Annotated in this window: 17 protein-coding genes and 1 pseudogene; all 18 read right to left on the bottom strand. The window is 28.6% G+C overall.

Going from position 1 to position 18,760, the window contains the following annotated elements; genetic code table 11:
* Positions 1-33: 33 nt before the first annotated feature.
* The 18 genes and pseudogenes from CURT_RS07615 to CURT_RS07695 all read right to left on the bottom strand — a co-directional run bounded on the left by CURT_RS07615 (position 34) and on the right by CURT_RS07695 (position 18,760).
* A complete protein-coding gene (locus CURT_RS07615) occupies positions 34-963 on the bottom strand; it encodes a bile acid:sodium symporter family protein (RefSeq protein ID WP_018712816.1) in 930 nt (309 codons plus the stop codon).
* A 68-nt stretch (positions 964-1,031) separates the two neighbouring features.
* Positions 1,032-2,543: a 2-isopropylmalate synthase gene (locus tag CURT_RS07620; RefSeq protein WP_018712817.1), complete on the bottom strand. Its 1,512-nt coding sequence runs from the start codon at positions 2,541-2,543 to the stop codon at positions 1,032-1,034.
* A gap of 271 nt (positions 2,544-2,814) precedes the next feature.
* Positions 2,815-4,755 (bottom strand): ATP-dependent zinc metalloprotease FtsH, encoded by a 1,941-nt coding sequence (gene ftsH / locus CURT_RS07625; protein WP_018712818.1) that lies wholly within the window; start codon positions 4,753-4,755, stop codon positions 2,815-2,817.
* 17 nt (positions 4,756-4,772) lie between these two features.
* Positions 4,773-5,600, bottom strand: a complete 828-nt coding sequence (locus CURT_RS07630) for a 50S ribosomal protein L11 methyltransferase (RefSeq protein WP_018712819.1) — start codon at positions 5,598-5,600, stop codon at positions 4,773-4,775.
* A 69-nt stretch (positions 5,601-5,669) separates the two neighbouring features.
* Entirely contained in the window at positions 5,670-6,377 is a 708-nt protein-coding gene (gene hisA / locus CURT_RS07635; protein ID WP_018712820.1) for a 1-(5-phosphoribosyl)-5-[(5-phosphoribosylamino)methylideneamino]imidazole-4-carboxamide isomerase, read from the bottom strand.
* Positions 6,378-6,400: 23 nt separating this feature from the next.
* Positions 6,401-7,303, bottom strand: a complete 903-nt coding sequence (locus tag CURT_RS07640; RefSeq protein ID WP_018712821.1) for a PDC sensor domain-containing protein — start codon at positions 7,301-7,303, stop codon at positions 6,401-6,403.
* A 3-nt stretch (positions 7,304-7,306) separates the two neighbouring features.
* Positions 7,307-9,097 carry a UDP-N-acetylglucosamine 4,6-dehydratase (configuration-retaining) gene (gene pglF, locus CURT_RS07645; protein WP_018712822.1) on the bottom strand — a complete coding sequence of 597 codons (1,791 nt, stop codon included), beginning with the start codon at positions 9,095-9,097 and terminating at the stop codon, positions 7,307-7,309.
* Entirely contained in the window at positions 9,090-10,196 is a 1,107-nt protein-coding gene (gene pglE, locus CURT_RS07650; RefSeq protein WP_018712823.1) for a UDP-N-acetylbacillosamine transaminase, read from the bottom strand. The genes pglF and pglE overlap by 8 nt, the downstream gene beginning before the upstream one ends.
* A 42-nt stretch (positions 10,197-10,238) precedes the next feature.
* A complete protein-coding gene (locus CURT_RS07655; RefSeq protein WP_018712824.1) occupies positions 10,239-10,448 on the bottom strand; it encodes a PhnA domain-containing protein in 210 nt (69 codons plus the stop codon).
* A gap of 26 nt (positions 10,449-10,474) precedes the next feature.
* Positions 10,475-10,843: a DUF6578 domain-containing protein gene (locus CURT_RS09565; RefSeq protein ID WP_309137406.1), complete on the bottom strand. Its 369-nt coding sequence runs from the start codon at positions 10,841-10,843 to the stop codon at positions 10,475-10,477.
* 3 nt (positions 10,844-10,846) lie between these two features.
* A pseudogene (locus CURT_RS09520) lies at positions 10,847-11,428 on the bottom strand (acetyltransferase); the annotation flags it as partial.
* Positions 11,415-12,020, bottom strand: coding sequence for a sugar transferase (locus tag CURT_RS07665; protein WP_026320306.1), 606 nt, complete (start codon positions 12,018-12,020; stop codon positions 11,415-11,417). The pseudogene CURT_RS09520 and the gene CURT_RS07665, both read right to left, overlap by 14 nt.
* Positions 12,013-13,128 carry a glycosyltransferase family 4 protein gene (locus CURT_RS07670; RefSeq protein ID WP_018712827.1) on the bottom strand — a complete coding sequence of 372 codons (1,116 nt, stop codon included), beginning with the start codon at positions 13,126-13,128 and terminating at the stop codon, positions 12,013-12,015. The genes CURT_RS07665 and CURT_RS07670 overlap by 8 nt, the downstream gene beginning before the upstream one ends.
* Positions 13,129-13,137: 9 nt before the next feature.
* Complete coding sequence (locus CURT_RS07675; RefSeq protein ID WP_018712828.1) at positions 13,138-15,222, bottom strand: STT3 domain-containing protein; 2,085 nt, start codon at positions 15,220-15,222, stop codon at positions 13,138-13,140.
* Positions 15,223-16,188, bottom strand: a complete 966-nt coding sequence (locus CURT_RS07680; RefSeq protein ID WP_018712829.1) for a glycosyltransferase family 2 protein — start codon at positions 16,186-16,188, stop codon at positions 15,223-15,225.
* Positions 16,185-17,252, bottom strand: coding sequence for a glycosyltransferase (locus CURT_RS07685; protein WP_018712830.1), 1,068 nt, complete (start codon positions 17,250-17,252; stop codon positions 16,185-16,187). The genes CURT_RS07680 and CURT_RS07685 overlap by 4 nt, the downstream gene beginning before the upstream one ends.
* Before the next feature lies 1 nt (position 17,253).
* Complete coding sequence (locus CURT_RS07690) at positions 17,254-18,075, bottom strand: LicD family protein (RefSeq protein ID WP_018712831.1); 822 nt, start codon at positions 18,073-18,075, stop codon at positions 17,254-17,256.
* Positions 18,053-18,760 carry an NTP transferase domain-containing protein gene (locus tag CURT_RS07695; RefSeq protein ID WP_018712832.1) on the bottom strand — a complete coding sequence of 236 codons (708 nt, stop codon included), beginning with the start codon at positions 18,758-18,760 and terminating at the stop codon, positions 18,053-18,055. Before CURT_RS07695 ends, CURT_RS07690 begins: the two co-directional genes overlap by 23 nt.

The following is an 18,760-nucleotide window of genomic DNA, read 5'->3' on the forward strand; positions in this document are numbered from 1 at the left end:
ATCGATAAATTTACGCCTTTTATAGGCGTAAATTTATTTAATTCTTGCATAAATAGAAGCTAGTATTCCACCTGAAATATTGTGCCATACACTAAACAGTGCTCCAGGAACTGCAGCAAGTGGTTGAGTTGCAAAATGAGTTAAAGCTAAAGATGTTGCTAGACCTGAGTTTTGCATACCTACTTCAACAGATAAAGCTTTTACCTTTGCCATATCTTTTGTAACTGATTTGCCAACTAAAAAGCCAAACAGATACCCAAACAAATTATGACAAACAATTATTAAAACTATAATTCCTAAATTTGCTATTATTTTTTCAGCGCTTACACTAACTACAGCTATAACAATTGCCACTATTCCAAGAGTTGAGATCATAGGTAAAACATCTTTTAAAAGTCCAGCTATTTTTGGTAAAAATCTGTGTGCTAAAATTCCAAGCACAATAGGTACAATCACAACCTTAACAACACTTAAAAACATAGCTATTACGTTTACATCTATACTTTGACCAATTAATAATTTTGTTAAAATAGGCGTCATAAAAGGAGCCAATAGTGTCGTGCAACTTGTAATTCCAACAGATAGAGCCACATCACCTTTACTTAAGTATGTAATAACATTTGAACTTGTTCCGCCAGGACAGGTTCCAACAAGAACAACACCAATTGCAAGACCAAGTGGAAGATTAAAACCTTTTACCAAAATATAGGCAATTAATGGCATTATTATAAACTGTGCGCCAATACCAATTAAAACAAATTTTGGCCTTATAAAAAGCTCTTTAAAATCACTTGCTTTTACATTAAGTCCCATACCAAACATTATAATGCCTAAAATATAAACTACCCATGATGTTTTAACTAAATTTGATCCAACTTGTGGATAATACAATGAAAATAGTGTAGCAAGTACAACTAAAATAGCCAGTTGTTTTGAAACAAACAAACTTATATTTTTTAACATAGCTTACCTTCTTTAAAAATTTCTAAGAAAATTTAATACTTTAAAACCCATAATTTTAGAGGTTTTAATTATTTTTTTAAATTCAAATAGCTGTTTAGTGCAGAAACATAAGCTTTTGCACTAGCAAGCATAGTATCAACATCAAGCCCATTTCCCAAAACAACCATTTTATCTTCAAACTGAACTTTTACAGTTACTTTTGCCATAGCATCTTTTCCACTGCTTACTGCTTTTACTTGATAGTCTTTTAAAATACCGTTAATATTTGAAATTCTATCAACCGCTTTAAAAATAGAATCCACAGATCCATTTCCAAGAGCTGAATCGCTTATTACTTTGTCTTTACGTCTTATGGTAATGCTTGCACTTGAGTGCCCTTTGTTACATGAATTAGAACTTAATGTTATAACTTCAAAAACTTCAGGTATTTTTATCATCTCATCAGTTACTAAAGCCCTCAAATCATCATCAAAAATATCTTTTTTTTGATCAGCTAAAATTTTAAATCTCTCAAACGCTGCATTTAACTCGTTATCACTTAAATCAAATCCAAGAGTTTCAAGCTTACTTTTTACAGCGTGTCTTCCTGAGTGTTTTCCAAGCACTATGTTGTCATTTTCAAGACCAATGTCGCTTGCTTTTATAATTTCATAGGTTTCAGGATGCTTTAAAACACCATCTTGATGAATTCCACTTTCATGTAAAAATGCATTTTTACCGACAATTGATTTATTTGCTTGTGGCTCCATTCCAGTTATTGAAGAAACTAAACGACTAGTTTTATAAATTTCTTTGCAAACTATGTCTGTATAAAGTTCACTAAACTCATCTTTTCTTGTTTTTATGGCCATTACTATTTCTTCAAGTGCAGCATTTCCAGCTCTTTCACCAATTCCATTAATTGTACACTCTACTTGTCTAGCTCCAGCCATTATTCCGAATAAGCTATTTGCAGTAGCAAGTCCTAAGTCGTTATGATTATGAACCGAAATAATAGCTTTATTTGCAACATAATCACTCATTGTTTTGATAAAATTATAAATTTCATTTGGAAGTCTATATCCAACAGTATCTGGCAAATTTATAGTAGTTGCACCTGCTTCAATAGCTGCATCAACAATCTCTTTTAAAAAACTTATTTCACTTCTTCCTGCATCTTCACAACTAAATTCTACATCGTCTGTGAAAGTCTTAGCATACTTTACGGCATTTTGTGCGATTTTTATAACTTCTTTTGGTGTTTTTTTAAGTTTAAACTCCATATGAATTGGACTTGTGGCAACAAATGTATGAATTCTTTTATTTTTAGCTGAATTTATCGCCATACCTGCTGCTTTTATATCTTTCTCGACAGCTCTTGCCAAAGAACAAACATTTATATTATTAACTGATTGAGCAATTTTTTCTATTGCTTCATAATCGCCTGGACTTGCAGCAGCAAAACCTGCTTCAATAACATCTACGCCTAATTTCTCAAGCTGTAATGCTAATCTTAACTTCTCTTCAGTATTCATAGAAGCCCCTGGGCTTTGCTCGCCATCTCTTAGTGTAGTATCAAATATAATTATTTTATTATCCATTTTTCATCCTTTTTTTAGTTATTATGGTATTAGAGAGCTAAAAAATTAGCAACAAAATTAAATTGTAAAAATATATAAAAAGTTTTAAATAAGAATAAGAAGCAGTAGTGTATTAAAATCAGTATGAAATGTTTGAAATTTTTTGAATGTATTTTGTTTAAAATTCATCCTTGCTCCTTTTTTAAATGAAATTTGTTGATTATACTGCATTTAGTTCTTTTTTGCAAGGATTTTATAAAAATAAATTTTACCGAGAATTTCTCGGTAAAATTTAGTGGCTTTGTTTTTCTTTAGCCTCTTTTATATCTTTTAGCTCATCATCTTCATCAACTTCTGAAAGCCTTGATACAAGATTATTTTCTTCTTCGAATTTAGAGATTATTTCTCTAACTTTAGCGCCCTCAATTGTTTCTGACTTATAAAGCTCGGCTACCATATTTTCAATCGCACCAGAATAAATCTCCATAGTTTTTACAACCTCATCAAATCTTTTTGAAAGCATTTCTTTTATACTTTCATCAAGCTTTTGAGCTGTTTTTTCACTATAATCTTTTACGCTTTGTCCACCAAGGAAAGTGTTTCTTTGTTTTTCTAAAACCATAAGCCCTGCAACTTCACTCATTCCATACATTGAAACCATGGCTTTTAAAATATCAGTTGCTCTTTCAAGATCATTACTTGCACCAGTTGAAATCTCTTTTATAAATACTTTTTCAGCAGCTCGCCCGCCCAAAAGAACATCAACTTCTGCAATTAGTTCATGATATTGCATAAGAAATTTATTTTCTTCAGGTGTATTTAAAGTATATCCTAAAGCCGAAAGCCCTCTTGGAATAATTGAAACTTTTGTAACTTTTTTAGCCCCTTTTGTAACCTCTGCAATCAAGGCATGTCCGCATTCGTGATAAGCAACGATTCTCTTTTCTTTTGGATTAACTCGGCGTGATTTTTTTTCTAGTCCTGCTATACTTCTTTCAACTGCCTCAACTAAATCATCTTGCTCAACGGCTCTTTTAGACTCACGTCCAGCTAAAAGAGCAGCTTCATTTACAATATTTTCCAAATCAGCTCCAGCAAGTCCTGTTGTAAGTCTAGCAATCTCTTCGATATCAATATCATCAGCAAATTTTACATCTTTCATATGAATTTTTAAAATATCCATTCTACCTTTGAAATCTGGTCTATCAACTAAAACTTGCCTGTCAAATCTACCAGGTCTTAAAAGTGCTGGATCTAAAATCTCAGGTCTATTTGTTGCAGCCATTACAATAACAGGAGATTTGTCAGCATCAAATCCATCCATTTCAGATAAAAGTTGATTTAAAGTCTGTTCCCTTTCATCATTTCCCCCCATTGGAGCACTTGATCTACTTTTTCCAATGGCATCAATTTCATCTATAAAGACAATAGAAGGTGCCTCTTTTTTAGCATTTTCAAATAAATCTCTTACCCTACTTGCTCCAACCCCAACAAACATTTCTATAAAGCTTGATGCTGAAATACTAAAAAATGGCACATCGGCCTCCCCTGCAACAGCTCTAGCTAAAAGTGTTTTACCAGTTCCTGGAGGTCCTACAAGTAAAATTCCTTTTGGAATTTTTGCTCCAAGGCGCAAGTATTTATCAGGACTTTTTAAATAATCAACAATTTCTTGAACTTCTTCTTTTGCCTCTTCAACGCCTGCAACATCATCAAATTTTACCTTTGGTTTTTCAGAATTAACAAGCTTTTTACTACTTCCAATTCCTAAAATTCCACCACCTACATTTTTTTGCATTCTACTTACCAAAAACATCCAAATTCCAAAGAAAATAAAAATCGGTATAACCCAAGTAAATAAAATATCAGTTAAAACATTTGACTCATTAAAAGCTCCATAAGGAATTTCATTTTCATCAAGCGTAGCCGTAAGATTTGGATCTTGCACTTTTTTAGCAGTATAAAGCACATTTCCACCATCTGCTTTTATAGTGCTTTGACCAATATAAACTTTTGAAATTTGCTTATTGACTATTAAGCTTTTAAGCTCAGAATACGGAATATTCTTCGTTGTTTTTGAGCCGTCCATACCAATTTCTGGCGACATAGATCTAAATACCGCTATAATCAAAACTGCAAAAATTAAAAACACAATTATAGGATTTTGGTTAAAAAAATTGCTATTTTTATTGTTTTGATCATTTTGGTTACTATTTTTTAAGTTATTATTCAAATTTAATCCTTTTAAATTTATTTTTTAAATACAAAACTTACCCAATCATTTTTTTGCAAACTCTCAACTAGCTCGAGCTGACAAAATTCTTTTTTAATTTTATCAAAATATTTTTCTAAAATTCCTGATAAAATTAAAATCCCACCTTTATTTAAAGACTTTATAAGATCATTTTTTAACACTAAAATGACATCAGCGATGATATTTGCCACAACAACATCGTATGTTTTATCTGTGTTTGTAACGCTTCCTGTATAAATTTCAAACAATTCTACACCATTTTTCAAAGCATTTTCTTTAGTTGCTAAAACTGCCTGAGCATCAGTATCGCAAGCAGTTACTTCAATTCCTAATTTTGACAAAGCTATACTTAAAATCCCACTTCCACATCCAACATCTAAAGCCGATTTATAGCCATTTTTATATTTTTGAATAAGGCTTAAACACATATTTGTGCTTTCATGATGACCAGAGCCAAAAGCAAGTGCTGGATCAACCATTAAATTTAATTTGTTGTCTTTTGGTTTTTCCCAACTTGGATGAATATAAATTTCACCAACCTCAATTGGCTGAACACCTTTTTTATACTCATCTATCCAATCAATATTTTTTTTCTTTTCATCTTTTAATTCTAAATCTATTTCTACATTTAGAGCTTTTTCAAGGCTTTTTCTATACTCTAAAAAGGCAAATTTTAAAGTATCTATAGAGCTTTGATTTTCATCGCGAATTATGAAAAAATCATCTTTAAACTCAACTGCATCAACACCAATTTCAAAAGCGAAATTTTTAAAAAATTCTAATGCATTGCTTCTAACAATAAGTTCAAAGTAAAATTCTTTCATTTTTTACCTCATTTTGTGAAATTTGATATTTATTTGAAAATTATCATTTTACAAAAAAATAGTTCAAATTTAGCTTAGTTTAAAAGCTTTTTCTAAATTTATTTTACCTTCGTAATATGCTTTTCCGACAATTACTCCATAAATTTCATCTATTTTTTTCGCTTTTACAATGTCATCAATGCTAGAAACTCCACCACTTGCAATAGTCTTTTTTCCACTTTTTAAGGCTATTTCTTTGGTAAAGTCAAAATTTACTCCACCAAGCATTCCATCTTTATTTATATCAGTACAAATTATAGCATCAACTTCACTATCTTTATAAATAGCTGCTAAATCAAAAGCTAAAACTTTGCTTTGTTTTGCCCAGCCATGTGCTGCTACAAACCCATTTTTTGCATCTATTCCAACTGCAATTTTGTAAATTTTAGCTAATTGTTTTGTAAGTTCTGGATCATTTAAGGCAGTTGAGCCTAATATAAATCTATCAACTCCTAAATTCTCATAAAATTTAATTGCCTTTTCATCTCTTATGCCGCCACCTACTTGTATTTTTAAATTTGTTGATTTTACTATTTCTTCAATAACTCTATAATTTATACTTCTTCCTGCAAAAGCTCCATCTAGATCAACTATATGAAGCCATTTTGCACCAAAATCTTCAAATTTTTTGGCCTCATCGCTTGGATTTTTAGAGTAAATTTTTGCACTATTCATATTGCCCTTGCTAAGTCTTACAACGTAGCCTTCTTTTAAATCAATTGCTGGAAAAATCTCCATTTTATCTCCTTTTATTGTTTGTTTTATTTTTGAAAAATAGCTTTTTTGGTTATATAAATATATAATCCCAAAGAAGCTACTAAAAATGCGATTGCCACTATCAAACATATTGGATAAATAATTTCATCTGGTGAAGTCATGGCAAATTTAAACACAAGCATCAAAGCCTCAATTGCAAGAGCTATAATAATTGATGATAAAAACTTTATCATAGTTTTTGAATTTGTGCTATTTTTTTCATGTCTTCCTAAAATTTCTTCCTCAAAATATGCTTTTATAAGGTCCAATATAGCCAAAGAAAGAGTTAACAAAATCGTTGATTCAAATATTTTTGATGTATCGTTTAAGCTAAAATTTGTAACAATTATACTTTTTACACCAAAATAAAATAAAATTCCCGCTACACAAAAAAGTGTCATACTTATAATAAAGTATGAAAGTCTTGAAATCTTACCAAAAACACTATCAACAGAACTTGGATTTATAAGCTTTAAAATATCCTCAAGCAAAATATCACAACAAACAACATATAAAAGCTCTTTATCTTGCGAATAAATAGGAACTGCCATAGTGACTTTAAGCTTGCTATCAAAAGTGCCAGGATATGGCTCACAAAGATAAGCTCTTTTTTCTTTTACAGCTTTTTTATAATATGACTTAGTGCTTTTATCTTCACCTTTAAAAGTGTTTTTTACACCATTAGCAGAAAAAACTAAATTATCACTGATTTGATAGCCATTTTTATCTAAAATATAAAAAGTATCATATCCCATAAGTTCATCTGAGATATCTTTACAACTTTTTAAGATTTTTTCTTCATCTATATCTTCACTAAAATTTGGTAAATTTTGACTGAAAATATAACTAAGATAAGCTTTTATTTTAGACTTTGTTAGTTTAAATTCTTCAATTTCTCTAATTATCAAATACTAATCCTTTTTATTAAGTGCGTGAGAAAATTCAGGAACTATTTCGCAAAGTTTAGACTCTATATCTTTTTCATCTAAATTTAAAAGTTCATTAATTTGTAAATTCAATAAATTTAGGTCATATTTTTGAGAATTTGTTACAAAAATAGATTCGAATTTAGTCTGCTTGTCATTTTCATCAATTAAAAGCTCTTCATAGAGTTTTTCACCAGGTCTAAGACCTGTGAATACAACCTTTAGATCAGTTCTGTTTGCAAGTTCAAGCATCTTTTTAGCAAGATCGGCTATTTTAACCTGTTTTCCCATATCTAAAACAAAAAGCTCACCACCTTTTGCAATACTTGCAGCTTGAAGTACAAGCTGACAAGCCTCGCTTACAAGCATAAAATATCTTACTATATCAGGATGGGTTACAGTTAAATTCTCACCATTTTTAATTTGTTCTTTGAATTTTGGTATCACACTTCCACTGCTTCCCAAAACATTACCAAATCTTACTGCAACAAATTCTGTTTTTGAGTTTTGATTTAGCGCATAAAGCTCACAAATTCGCTTTGTTGTACCCATTATACTTGTTGGACGAACGGCTTTATCTGTTGAAATTAAAACAAATCGCTTGACATTATATTTATTACTTAAATCTATCATATTTTTTGTACCAAGAATATTGTTTTTAACGGCTGATTTTATGTTAAACTCACAAAGAGGCACATGCTTATAGGCTGCTGCATGAATAACAATATCAATATCAAACTCTTTAAAAACCTCATCTTCAATATCTTTTAAATTAATAACACTTAAAAGCTTTAAAACATTTTTTTTATTACTTTTGGTGATTTCATTTATTTTATAAAGGTTAAATTCACTGTGATCAAGCATAATAAGACGCTTTACGCCAAATTTTAAACACTGTTTGCAAATTTCACTACCAATTGTTCCACCAGCTCCTGTTACCAAAACTACCTTTTCAAACATAAAATCTTTTACAATATCATCATTTAAATCTTTTGGTTTTCTAGCAAGCAGATCCTCAATAGAAATATCTCTAATGCTCTCTTTTTCAAGCAATGAAAAAACTTTAACATCCCTTATGCCAAAATCTATAAGTTCATTATGAAGCTTATTAAGCTCGTCTTGCTCAAGCCTTAAAGCAATAATTGCAGTTTTTATATTTTGTTTTTTAATATCATCTTTAAGTTTTGATTTATCCCTCACACTAAAGCTTTCAAAAGATGTACCAACAAGCTCTTTTCTCTCATCATAAACACCAACTGCGTAATAATTTATGTATCCTTCTTTTATCCCTTTTATAATATGAACTGCTTTTTTTGTAGCACCAATCACAACGCAAGGTTCGTTTTGGTGAGATTTTTTAGAACTATCTAAAAGCATTCTTTTTATAATTCTAAATCCGCTTATTAAAATATATGATATCGCTGCATCAATTATGATGACACTTCTTGGAAAAGGATTAAAGACATCATCAAGCAATAAAAATAGAATCAAAAATGATAAAGCGGCCAAAAGATGAGCTAAGAATATTTTTTTAGCTTCATAGAGTCCAAAAAAACGCCATGGAACAAGATAAATTTTAAAACTCCAAAGATAGAATATCTTAAAAACAGCTAAAAAAAGGCAGCTTAATAAAAGTCCTTTTTGAAAAACTTCGGGCATATCTCCACTAAAACGAAGATAAAATGCCCAAATAGTTGAAAAAACTGAGATAAAAAAATCAGCTATTAAAAAAAATAAAAATCTTTTTAACTTAGTTGGTTTTAAAAAATTAGTCATTTTTTATAACGCTTTTTACAATTTCACAAATTTTATCTATTGTATTATCACTCATATCAGTTCCGCTTGGAAGACAAATCCCTCTTTCAAAGAGATCTTCACTACTACCATCAATAACACTTAAGGCTCCTTGAAATATAGGTTGCAAGTGCATAGGTTTCCATAAAGGTCTGCTCTCAATATCAAATTTATTTAGTTTATCTATAACTTTTAGATGGCTATTTTTTTCTTTAAAAACTAAGGTTGTAAGCCATCTATTGCCTTTGGAATTTGGAATTTCTGGCATAAATTCAATGTCTAAATTTGATAAATTCTGCTTATATTTTTCAAAAATTTCTCTTTTTTTATCTACTCTTTTTTCTAAAACTTCCATTTGCCCAACACCAATGGCTCCTAAAACATTGCTTAAGCGATAATTGTATCCATAAGTTTTGTGCTCATAGTGTAAAAATGGCTCTCTTGCTTGAGTGCTTAAAAATCTAGCATTTTTAACTAAATTTTCATCATTTGAAACAAGCATGCCACCACCACCACAAGTTATTATTTTATTTCCATTAAAACTATAAACTCCAACATTTCCAAGCGTTCCAAGAGCTTTATTTTTATATGTTCCACCAAGTGCTTCAGCAGCATCTTCAATAACTTTAATCTTATTTTCAAGACAAATTTCTAAAATTTCATCCATTTTTGCAGCTTGACCATAAAGATGAGTTACAATTAAAGCAACAGGCTTTTTAGGAGCTTTTTTAATAGCTTTTTTTAAAAGCTCTGGACTTAGATTCCAACTTTCATCACTATCAATAAGCAAAGGAGTGCATCTTTCATAAAATATTGGATTTAAAGATGCCATAAAAGTAAAAGTTGATCCAAGCACCAAATCACCATCTTTTATACCAAGGCTTTTTAATGCTAGATGAAGTCCTGCAGTGCCGGAACTTAGTGCAAGTGCTGATTTTATACCTGCAAAATTGCAAATACTTTTTTCAAATTTATCAACAAATTCTCCAAGTGGAGCAATATAATTGCTTTTAAAAACTTCTTCTACATATTTCTGCTCATTTTTACCCATATTAGGCGGGCTTAAAAATACTCTTGCCATAAATTGTCCTTAAAATAAAATTGTTATTTTACTTCAAAAATATTAAGCTTTTCTTATAAATTCAGTTTTTAAAATAACAGTTCCGAGCTTGTCAAGTTTGCACTCAACCTCATTTTCATTTTTTGTTAAACGAATTTTTGCTTTAGTGCCTTGCTTAACACTATTTTTAGAACTTTTTAGTTTTAAATCCTTAATAACAACTATATTATCCCCACTTTGAAGCTCAACTCCATTTACATCAACAACTGCCATTTTTTCTCCTTTGTTATTTATTTATATTATTCTTTACATTCTTTTAATGTAAAATTTTCAATCTCTACAATATAGCCAAAAAATCTATAATCTTTATAATTTTCTTCAAAACCATTTGTATTAATACAACATTTTATAAGCCTATTACCATTGTCATCCTTGTAAAGTTTGTTTATACTTTTTACAATTCCAACTAGGCTGTATGGACTAATTGATCTACAATGCCCATCGTAATATAACTCTATGTTAAACTTATCTATTTTTAACTCGATATCTAAATCTACACTCCAGTCAATCTTATCCCTAACACTAAAAGATTTTCCACAGCAATCAAACTCCCAAGACTCATAATAGATAAAAATACTTTCTTTATCCAAAAGGCTTTTTAGTTTCAAATTTTTTATTACTTTTGCTGGAACTCCAACAGCAACACTATTTGATGGGATATTATTTATTACAACTGCACCTGCGCCCACTACTGAGTTTTTACCAATTTTAATATTTTGAATTACAGAACTTCCAATGCCCAAATGGCAAAACTCCTCAACCACTACGCCACCAGCTAGTGCTGAATTTGGACTAATGTGTGCAAATTTTTTAATCACGCAGTCATGCTCTATAACAGCAGCTGAATTTATAATGACTCCATCTTCGATTATTACATCTGGATTTATTATAGCTCCAGCCATTACAACCACACCTTGGTTTATAACAGCACTTTTTGAAATAACTGCTTTTGGGTGAATTAAACTAACTACATTAAAGCCTAAATTAAGTACTTTTTCTTGTAATTTTGCTCTAATTTTGTTATCTCCAACTGCGATTATGATATCAAATTTGGCTAAATTTTTACTAAATTTAAGTCCTTTTTTGTCATCTAAAAAAATTATATTTTCATATCCGTTTAATCTAGCGATTTCGCCTACAACTTTTCCATGACCACCACTTCCATAAATATAAATACTTTTAGTTTGAGCCATTAAATTCCTCCGCAGTAACCATACCTTTTTTTGAAATGCCCTCTTTTTTTATAACTTTTTTTATAGTTAAAAGTGCAATTTTAAAGTCCATTAAAAAGCTTAAATGTGTGACGTAAAAAGTGTCATAACGAAATTTGTTTTTCCAAGAAATTTCATTTCTGCCATTAACTTGCGCTAAGCCAGTAATTCCTGGGCGAACGTTGTGGCGAAGCCTTTGTTTTGGAGAATAAAGAGTTAAGTATTTTTCAAGCAAAGGCCTTGGGCCTATGAAACTCATATCTCCTTTTAAAACATTGAAAAGCTGAGGAAGCTCATCAAGACTAGTTGAGCGTATTTTAGCTCCAAATTTGCCAAGCCTAAGCTCATCACTAAGCAAATTTCCATTTTCATCTTTTTCATCACTCATTGTTTTAAATTTGTAAATTTTAAAAAGTTTTTCATTAAGCCCTGGGCGAATTTGCTTAAAAATTGGCTCTTTTGAGATTTTATTTTTGATTAAAAAATATAAGATTATCATAATGGGCAAAGTTGTAATTATTAAAATTAAACTTCCTAAAATATCTAATAATCTTTTAAAAAATCTTCTATACATCAATAAATTTCCTATAAATTTCTAAATACTTCCTAACAATAATTTTTTCATCGTATTTTTGCAAAACTTCATCTCTTGCATTTTTACCAAATTCATATGCCATTTTTTCATCATTTGCTAAAATTTCAATTTTTTTAGCTAAGTCACTGGAGTTTTTTGGTTGGCATAAAAAACCATTAAAACCGTCTTTTATAGCCTCATTGCATCCCGTTACATTGCTTACAACACAAGGCTTTTGCATACTCATAGCTTCTAAAACAGTTCTTGGAAAACCCTCTTTGTAGCTTGGTAAAACAAACATATAAGCTCCTTTTAAAACCTGGGCAATTTCATCACTCCATTTTATCCAACTTACATTTTTATTTTCTAAAAAATTTTTATCAGCACTGCTTTTATTTCCCTCGTAAGTATCTCCCACAAAGACAAATTTAAGATCATCTCTGTTATTTAAAAGCTGTGCTGCTTCATAAAATTCTCTTATACCTTTATGCCACAAAGCTCGCCCTATCATTAAAACTATTTTTTTATCACTTTTATAATCATAAGCTTTTACTTTTTGTGGATTAAATTTTGAAGAATCAATTCCAACGCTTTTTACTATGAAAGTTTTTTGTTTTGAAATTAAATTTTTATCTAAAAAGTAGTTTGGATCAGCCTCATTTACAAATATACATGCACTACTTAAATTTAAACTTTTTTTATAAAGCCTTTCCATAGCAAAACGCACAAAACGTGATTTTAAATCATTATCAACATAAAAGCTTCCAAGTCCCTCAATCAAATTTATAATAACTTTAATTCCAGCTTTTTTTGCCGCATAAGTTCCAAAAACATTTGATTTATGAGCTGAAGTTTGAAGCATATCTAAATTTAAGTTTTTTAAAATTTGTGATAAATCTCGTGAGTTTTTTGCTATTTTAAATGGATTTAGGCTAGCCTTATCAATTTCATAATTTATAGCTTTAAACTCTGATTTTATAATTTCATCCATAATTCCTTTTGGATAAATAGCATAAACTTCATGTCCAAGATCTTTTAAAGCTCTCATTATGGGAGCACGAAATAAAGCTATGCTTAAATCAGAATGCGATAAAAAACCAATTTTCACTAATTTTCCTTAAATTTTTAGTTTATAAACTTTTGCAAGTGGCGTTAAAATAACTGGCTCAAAAAGCTTTTCATCATAATTTTCTAAATAAAAAAGTTGAACATAGCTTGATTTTAATGCTTCATCATCTAATATTATAAAAGCTCCATCATCTTTTACTAAAATTAAACTTAAAAATCCATCTTTATTTAAGTGAGTAACATTTTTGCTAAATTTGCCATCTTTGTTTTCAACTTCATAAAAAGTTTTTATATTAAAACTTTGATCTGCTAATTTTAGAGTTTTTAAATCAGGTGATAAAACAACGCCATTATTTAATAAAATTCCATCTGCAGAGCCTGAAACAGCGTAAGAGGTATTAAAAAATGGCTTATTTTTACTCTTGCCAGTTTTTAAATCCAAATTTGAAAACAAAATAACAGTATCAAAAATATTTGACATTCTTTTTGGTAAATAATAATAAACATCCCTTGTTTTTTTAGGCAAAGTAAAGTCCCTAAAACTAAGACTTAGAAGCAAGTCATCAACGTCTTTAAGATTATAGTCTTTTAAAATTTGATCTAATATGTTTGGGAATTTTTCTTTATATTGTTTTTCTGTGTATTCTACAATAAGTCTCGCCATATTTGCAGAACTTATCTCATCTTTAAAAAGGGCAAAGCTTACTGGAAAATTTTGATTTCCAAGATGTTTTCCACCATCAATTAGAGTTTTAACATCACTATAATAGCGAATCGGATAACCATAATCCCACCAAGCAAGTGCATAATCTTCCCTATTAGCAATATTTTTAAGTTCATTTAAAACCTCAACCTCTGGTGCAAAAAACACTGTTGGACTTTTATACTCTTTAATGTGTAAAATTGCAGGAATAGAGCAAAGAATTGCCAAAATAAATGAGATTATAATATTTAAACCATCTTTAAAATTGAAACTTTTTACAATAAAATAAAGAAAATACCCAAGACCAAGTCCCATAATAGGCACTGCATAAATAGTAAATCTAAGACCAGCTTTTAAGGCTAAAAAACCGAGTCCCAAAATTGGAAGTGAGAGTAAAAATGCTCTATTTTTAAAGCATAATAAAACATAACCTAAAACTGATAAGAAAAACAGTGCTGCTTCTGAACTAATCCTATCCATAAAATAATCATAATCAATCATGCCTGATTCTTGAATGGTTTGATTGACATTAAAAAATATATAATTTGTAGTTTTTATCTCTGATAAATCTCTTAAAATATAAAACTGAAGATTAAAAAATACAGAGTTTAATCCTCCCAAAATAGCAAATATTGCAAAAACTACTCCGCCAATAATGGCTGATTTTTTAAAACTAAGTCCTTTTTTAAATATAAAATAAAGTGCTAAAATGGCTATAAATTTTATAAAAATAGTTATATTTATAAGTGAGACTAAATATAAAATAAGATTTTGATAATTTGCTAAAACCTTTCTTTGAAAAACTAATGTATAAAGAAAAAATGTCCCAAATAAAGCCAAATTTAGAGTAAAAGATGAAGGATACCACCAAAGGCTAATTAACACAAACAAAGGAGCTATTATACAAGGTTTTTCTTTTAATGATGCTCTTATAAGTCCCCAAAGTACAAAGCAAGGAAGAACGATATTTAGCATATCAGTATCATAATATCCTGCCATGGTGCGGTTATAATATGAGTTTGCAATAACGCTTGTAAAAGAAGCAATTATTCCTGCAGGGATAGCTTTAAACTCTTTTGATATAAGAATTAGTGGAATTACTAAAAGTGAGCTTAAAAACACACTCATATATAAAATCACACTTTCAAACTCAAATGGTAAAATTTTTGCCACAAAAGCTGTAAATTTTGACATCGAGTGATCTACGTAACTTAAATCATTTGGCTGATGAAAACCTGCTATTATATCTCTTGCTCCTTCTGCAAAAGCATATCCATCGTTGGTATTTATCATAACAATATCATTAAATTTCATCTCACTAAACTCACTAGCCCAAGAAACCCAATAAAGCCTACAAACAACACCAAATAAAAAAGCTATTATTATAAAAATACTAACCCAAGTTTTATTATTAAAGTCAAATTTCGTCATTTATTTCCTTGATTTTTTATGAAACTTCCAAATTCTAGCACAATTTTTATAACCAAAACAAAAATAAAGCAAAAAGTAAATTTTATGCACAAATTTTACATTTTTATTAAACAAAGTTTCTATGAAATCTTTAAATTTAAGAGGTTTTTTATATGGTTTATAATCATCACCAAAGCGAACTGCTGCTGCTAAATTTACTAAATTTTCATAAAAATTTATAGCACGTAAAGTTTTTTTATCATTTATAAAATTAGATTTTAAATCATTTAAGGCTTTAAACATAAAAAGATTTTTTTGACTAAAAACATTAGTTCTTGAAATAGAATCACTTCTTAAAAGATAAAAATAATCTTTTTTATCGCAAAATACTACTTTCTTTGCATTTTTAAAAACATATGGAATAATTGCTAAATCTTCCGAAATTTCGCCTTTTGGAAAGCGCAAATCATTAAAAAGCTCTTTTTTAAAAAGTTTTCTAGTTGCGCCAATATCATAAAGCTTACTATAAAAAATTTGTGATAAAAACTCATCTTTTTCATGAGTGAAAACACTGTCATTTTCATCTATTTTTGCCGAAATTTCTTCCTCGTTATTTCCAAAAACATATTTAAAGCTTGTAATTGATATATCAGAGTTGGTTTTAAAAGACAAATTTAATAAATTCTCTACATAATAAGGACTTATAAAATCATCACTATCAACAAAACTTACCCATTCTCCACTCATTCCATCAAGCCCTGCATTTCTTGCATCACTAAGTCCACCATTTGTTTTATGAATAACTTTTATGCGATTATCTTTTTGGGCAAATTCATCACAAATTTTACCTGAGTTATCACTACTTCCATCATCAACTAAGATAATTTCTAAATTTTTATAAGTTTGATTTATAATACTTTGGATACATTTTTTAAGATATTTTTCCACATTATAAACTGGAACTATAACTGATACTAGACAAATCATTTAAAACTTTCATAAATTTTTTCTAATTTTTTGGCTTCTGTTTTTATATCAAATCCTTTTTCTTCTAAAATTTTTAAACTATTTTTTTCTCTAATAAAGTTGGAATTTAAAATTTCATTTACCCATAAATCAATATTTTCAATAGTTAAGAAACTACAATTATCTATAAATTTAATCTCTTTTGAAACCCTATCTGAAACTAAGCATTTTAATCCGTTAGCTTGAGCCTCTACTAATACTATAGGAAAACCTTCAAATAGGCTTGGTAAAATAAAAATATCAAATAAACTATAAATCTTATTTACATTATCAACATTTCCTAAAAAAATAATATTATCACAAACACCAATATCATTAGAATAGTTTTTAATCTCATCAAAAAGCTCACCATCTCCTGCTAGCAAAAGATAAAAATTATGATCTTTTTCTAAAACCTTTTTAAATACATCAATTATAAATTTATGATTTTTCTCTTTTGAAAATCTACCAATATGTCCTATAATTTTTTTATCAAAAAGATTGTTTTTTTCAAAAAAATGCTTTTTAAAATTCTCATCAAAAGCAAAATCATTTAAATTTATAGCATTATTAATTATTGTAAATTTTTTATTTTTAAAAGCATATTTTCCAGTATTTTTACCACATGCAAAGTATGTATTAGCAAAACTACAAACTAAAAATCTTCTTATTTTATGCTTAAAATCTACTTTAGTCTGATAGGCATGAGAATGAGCTATTATGTTTTTTATACCAGCAAGTTTAGCTATAAAATATGGAAGTGGGGATAAATAATTGCAATGAAAAATACTATTTATATTTTCTTTTAAAATTTTAAAAATAGTTTTTATATAAGATAATTTATCTTTATAATAATCAGGTGTTAATACTAGCTTTGCATTTAAATAATTAATCTTATCGTATGGTATTTGCACAGAGCTTTTACTAGTTACAAATATAAAATTAAACTTATTTTTATCTAGGTTTTCACAATAACTTAATATTATCTTCTCTACTCCTCCACCATTCATAAGACCTATAAAAAATATTATTGTAGTTTTTTCCATTTTATGTCCTGCTTACATAGTATTTATAAGTATGTGTGTTAATCCTTTTTTCTTCTGGTGGCAATTTCATATAATCACCATAATAAATTTTTAAAATAGTATCATAGTTTTTAACAGCCATTAATTTAAAATTTTCAAAGCTCACATCAATATAGTTTTCAAAAATACTCTTATCATAAATCTCTTTTAGTCCATCTGAGAAAATACCACATTTTTTTGTAGTTATATTTTTATATTTTAATATTGTTTCTTTCAAAATTCTTATTAGATATTTTTTTGTAAAAAACACTCTTGAAATGAAAAATAACGGAAAAAGTAAAGAAAACTTAGCTATTTTTTTCAAAAAGCTTCCTGGTGATAAAATCATATTAAAATTTCTATATATAAGTAAATGTTGTATTAAAGATATTTTTCTTAAATGTATTTTTGGTTCTTTTTCTGGTAAATTATCAATTGGAAAAATATCAACAAACACGCCGAGCAAATTACACTTTAAACGATATTTATCTTTTTCTATAGCCAAAGTATTCTTATAGCAAATTTTGGAAAAATTTAAGGTAAAGCCACTATCAAAATCTTGAAAATCATACTTATCATCTTTTTTAATGATTTCTATGAGTTTGTCGTAGTTGTCTCTTGTTAGCATTATATCCATGTCATCATCCCATGGAATAAATCCTTTATGCCTAATAGCTCCTATTAATGTGCCATAAGCTAAAGAATACTTTATATTGTTGTCTCTACAAACTTTATCTATATAACACATCATTTCAAGCATTTTTTCTTTTGCCTCATCAAGGCTAATTTCTACTAAATTTTCCATTTAGCTTTTCCTTTAATTCATCTATATCTTTTATATCATCTAGTTCACATACATAATTTTGATCTATAAATTTAGAGTATATGGATATTTTATCTATTAATTTAGCAATAACATTATCATAATATAACTTAGAATCTAAAAAATAATCATCATCTAAATTATATATCTCATCTTTTATTATCTTTGCATCTTCTTTTGTAAAATAACTAATTCCAAGTAAGCTTGGCTTTTCATCTGTGCATATTTTTATATCAAAAACTCTATCTTTTTCATCTGCGCAAACAATCCATTCAGCTTTTTGTGTTTTTCTTCTTAATGTTGTATAGTATGTAGATTTGGTTTCTAAACTAAATATATTTTTTAACAATACAACATCAGCATCTATAATAAAACTATCTGAAAAATAATCCATTGCTAATTTAAAAGAATAAGCATTATTTTTAGTTGCAAAATCTGGATTAAAGATTAAATTTGTATTTTTATACTTATCTTTTAAATATAAAAATTGCTCACTTAAATAACCTACAACTATATGTATTTCATCTATGCCTATTTCATTTAAATATCTTATAGTTCTTTCTAAATTTGGTACATTATCAACTAAAAAAAGAGATTTATGTGTAGTTTTTGTATACTCTTTTAATCTTGATCCAAGACCAGCTGCCATTATTATTGCATTACTCAC

Source organism: Campylobacter ureolyticus (assembly GCF_013372225.1).
GTDB classification, from domain to species: Bacteria; Campylobacterota; Campylobacteria; order Campylobacterales; family Campylobacteraceae; genus Campylobacter_B; species Campylobacter_B ureolyticus.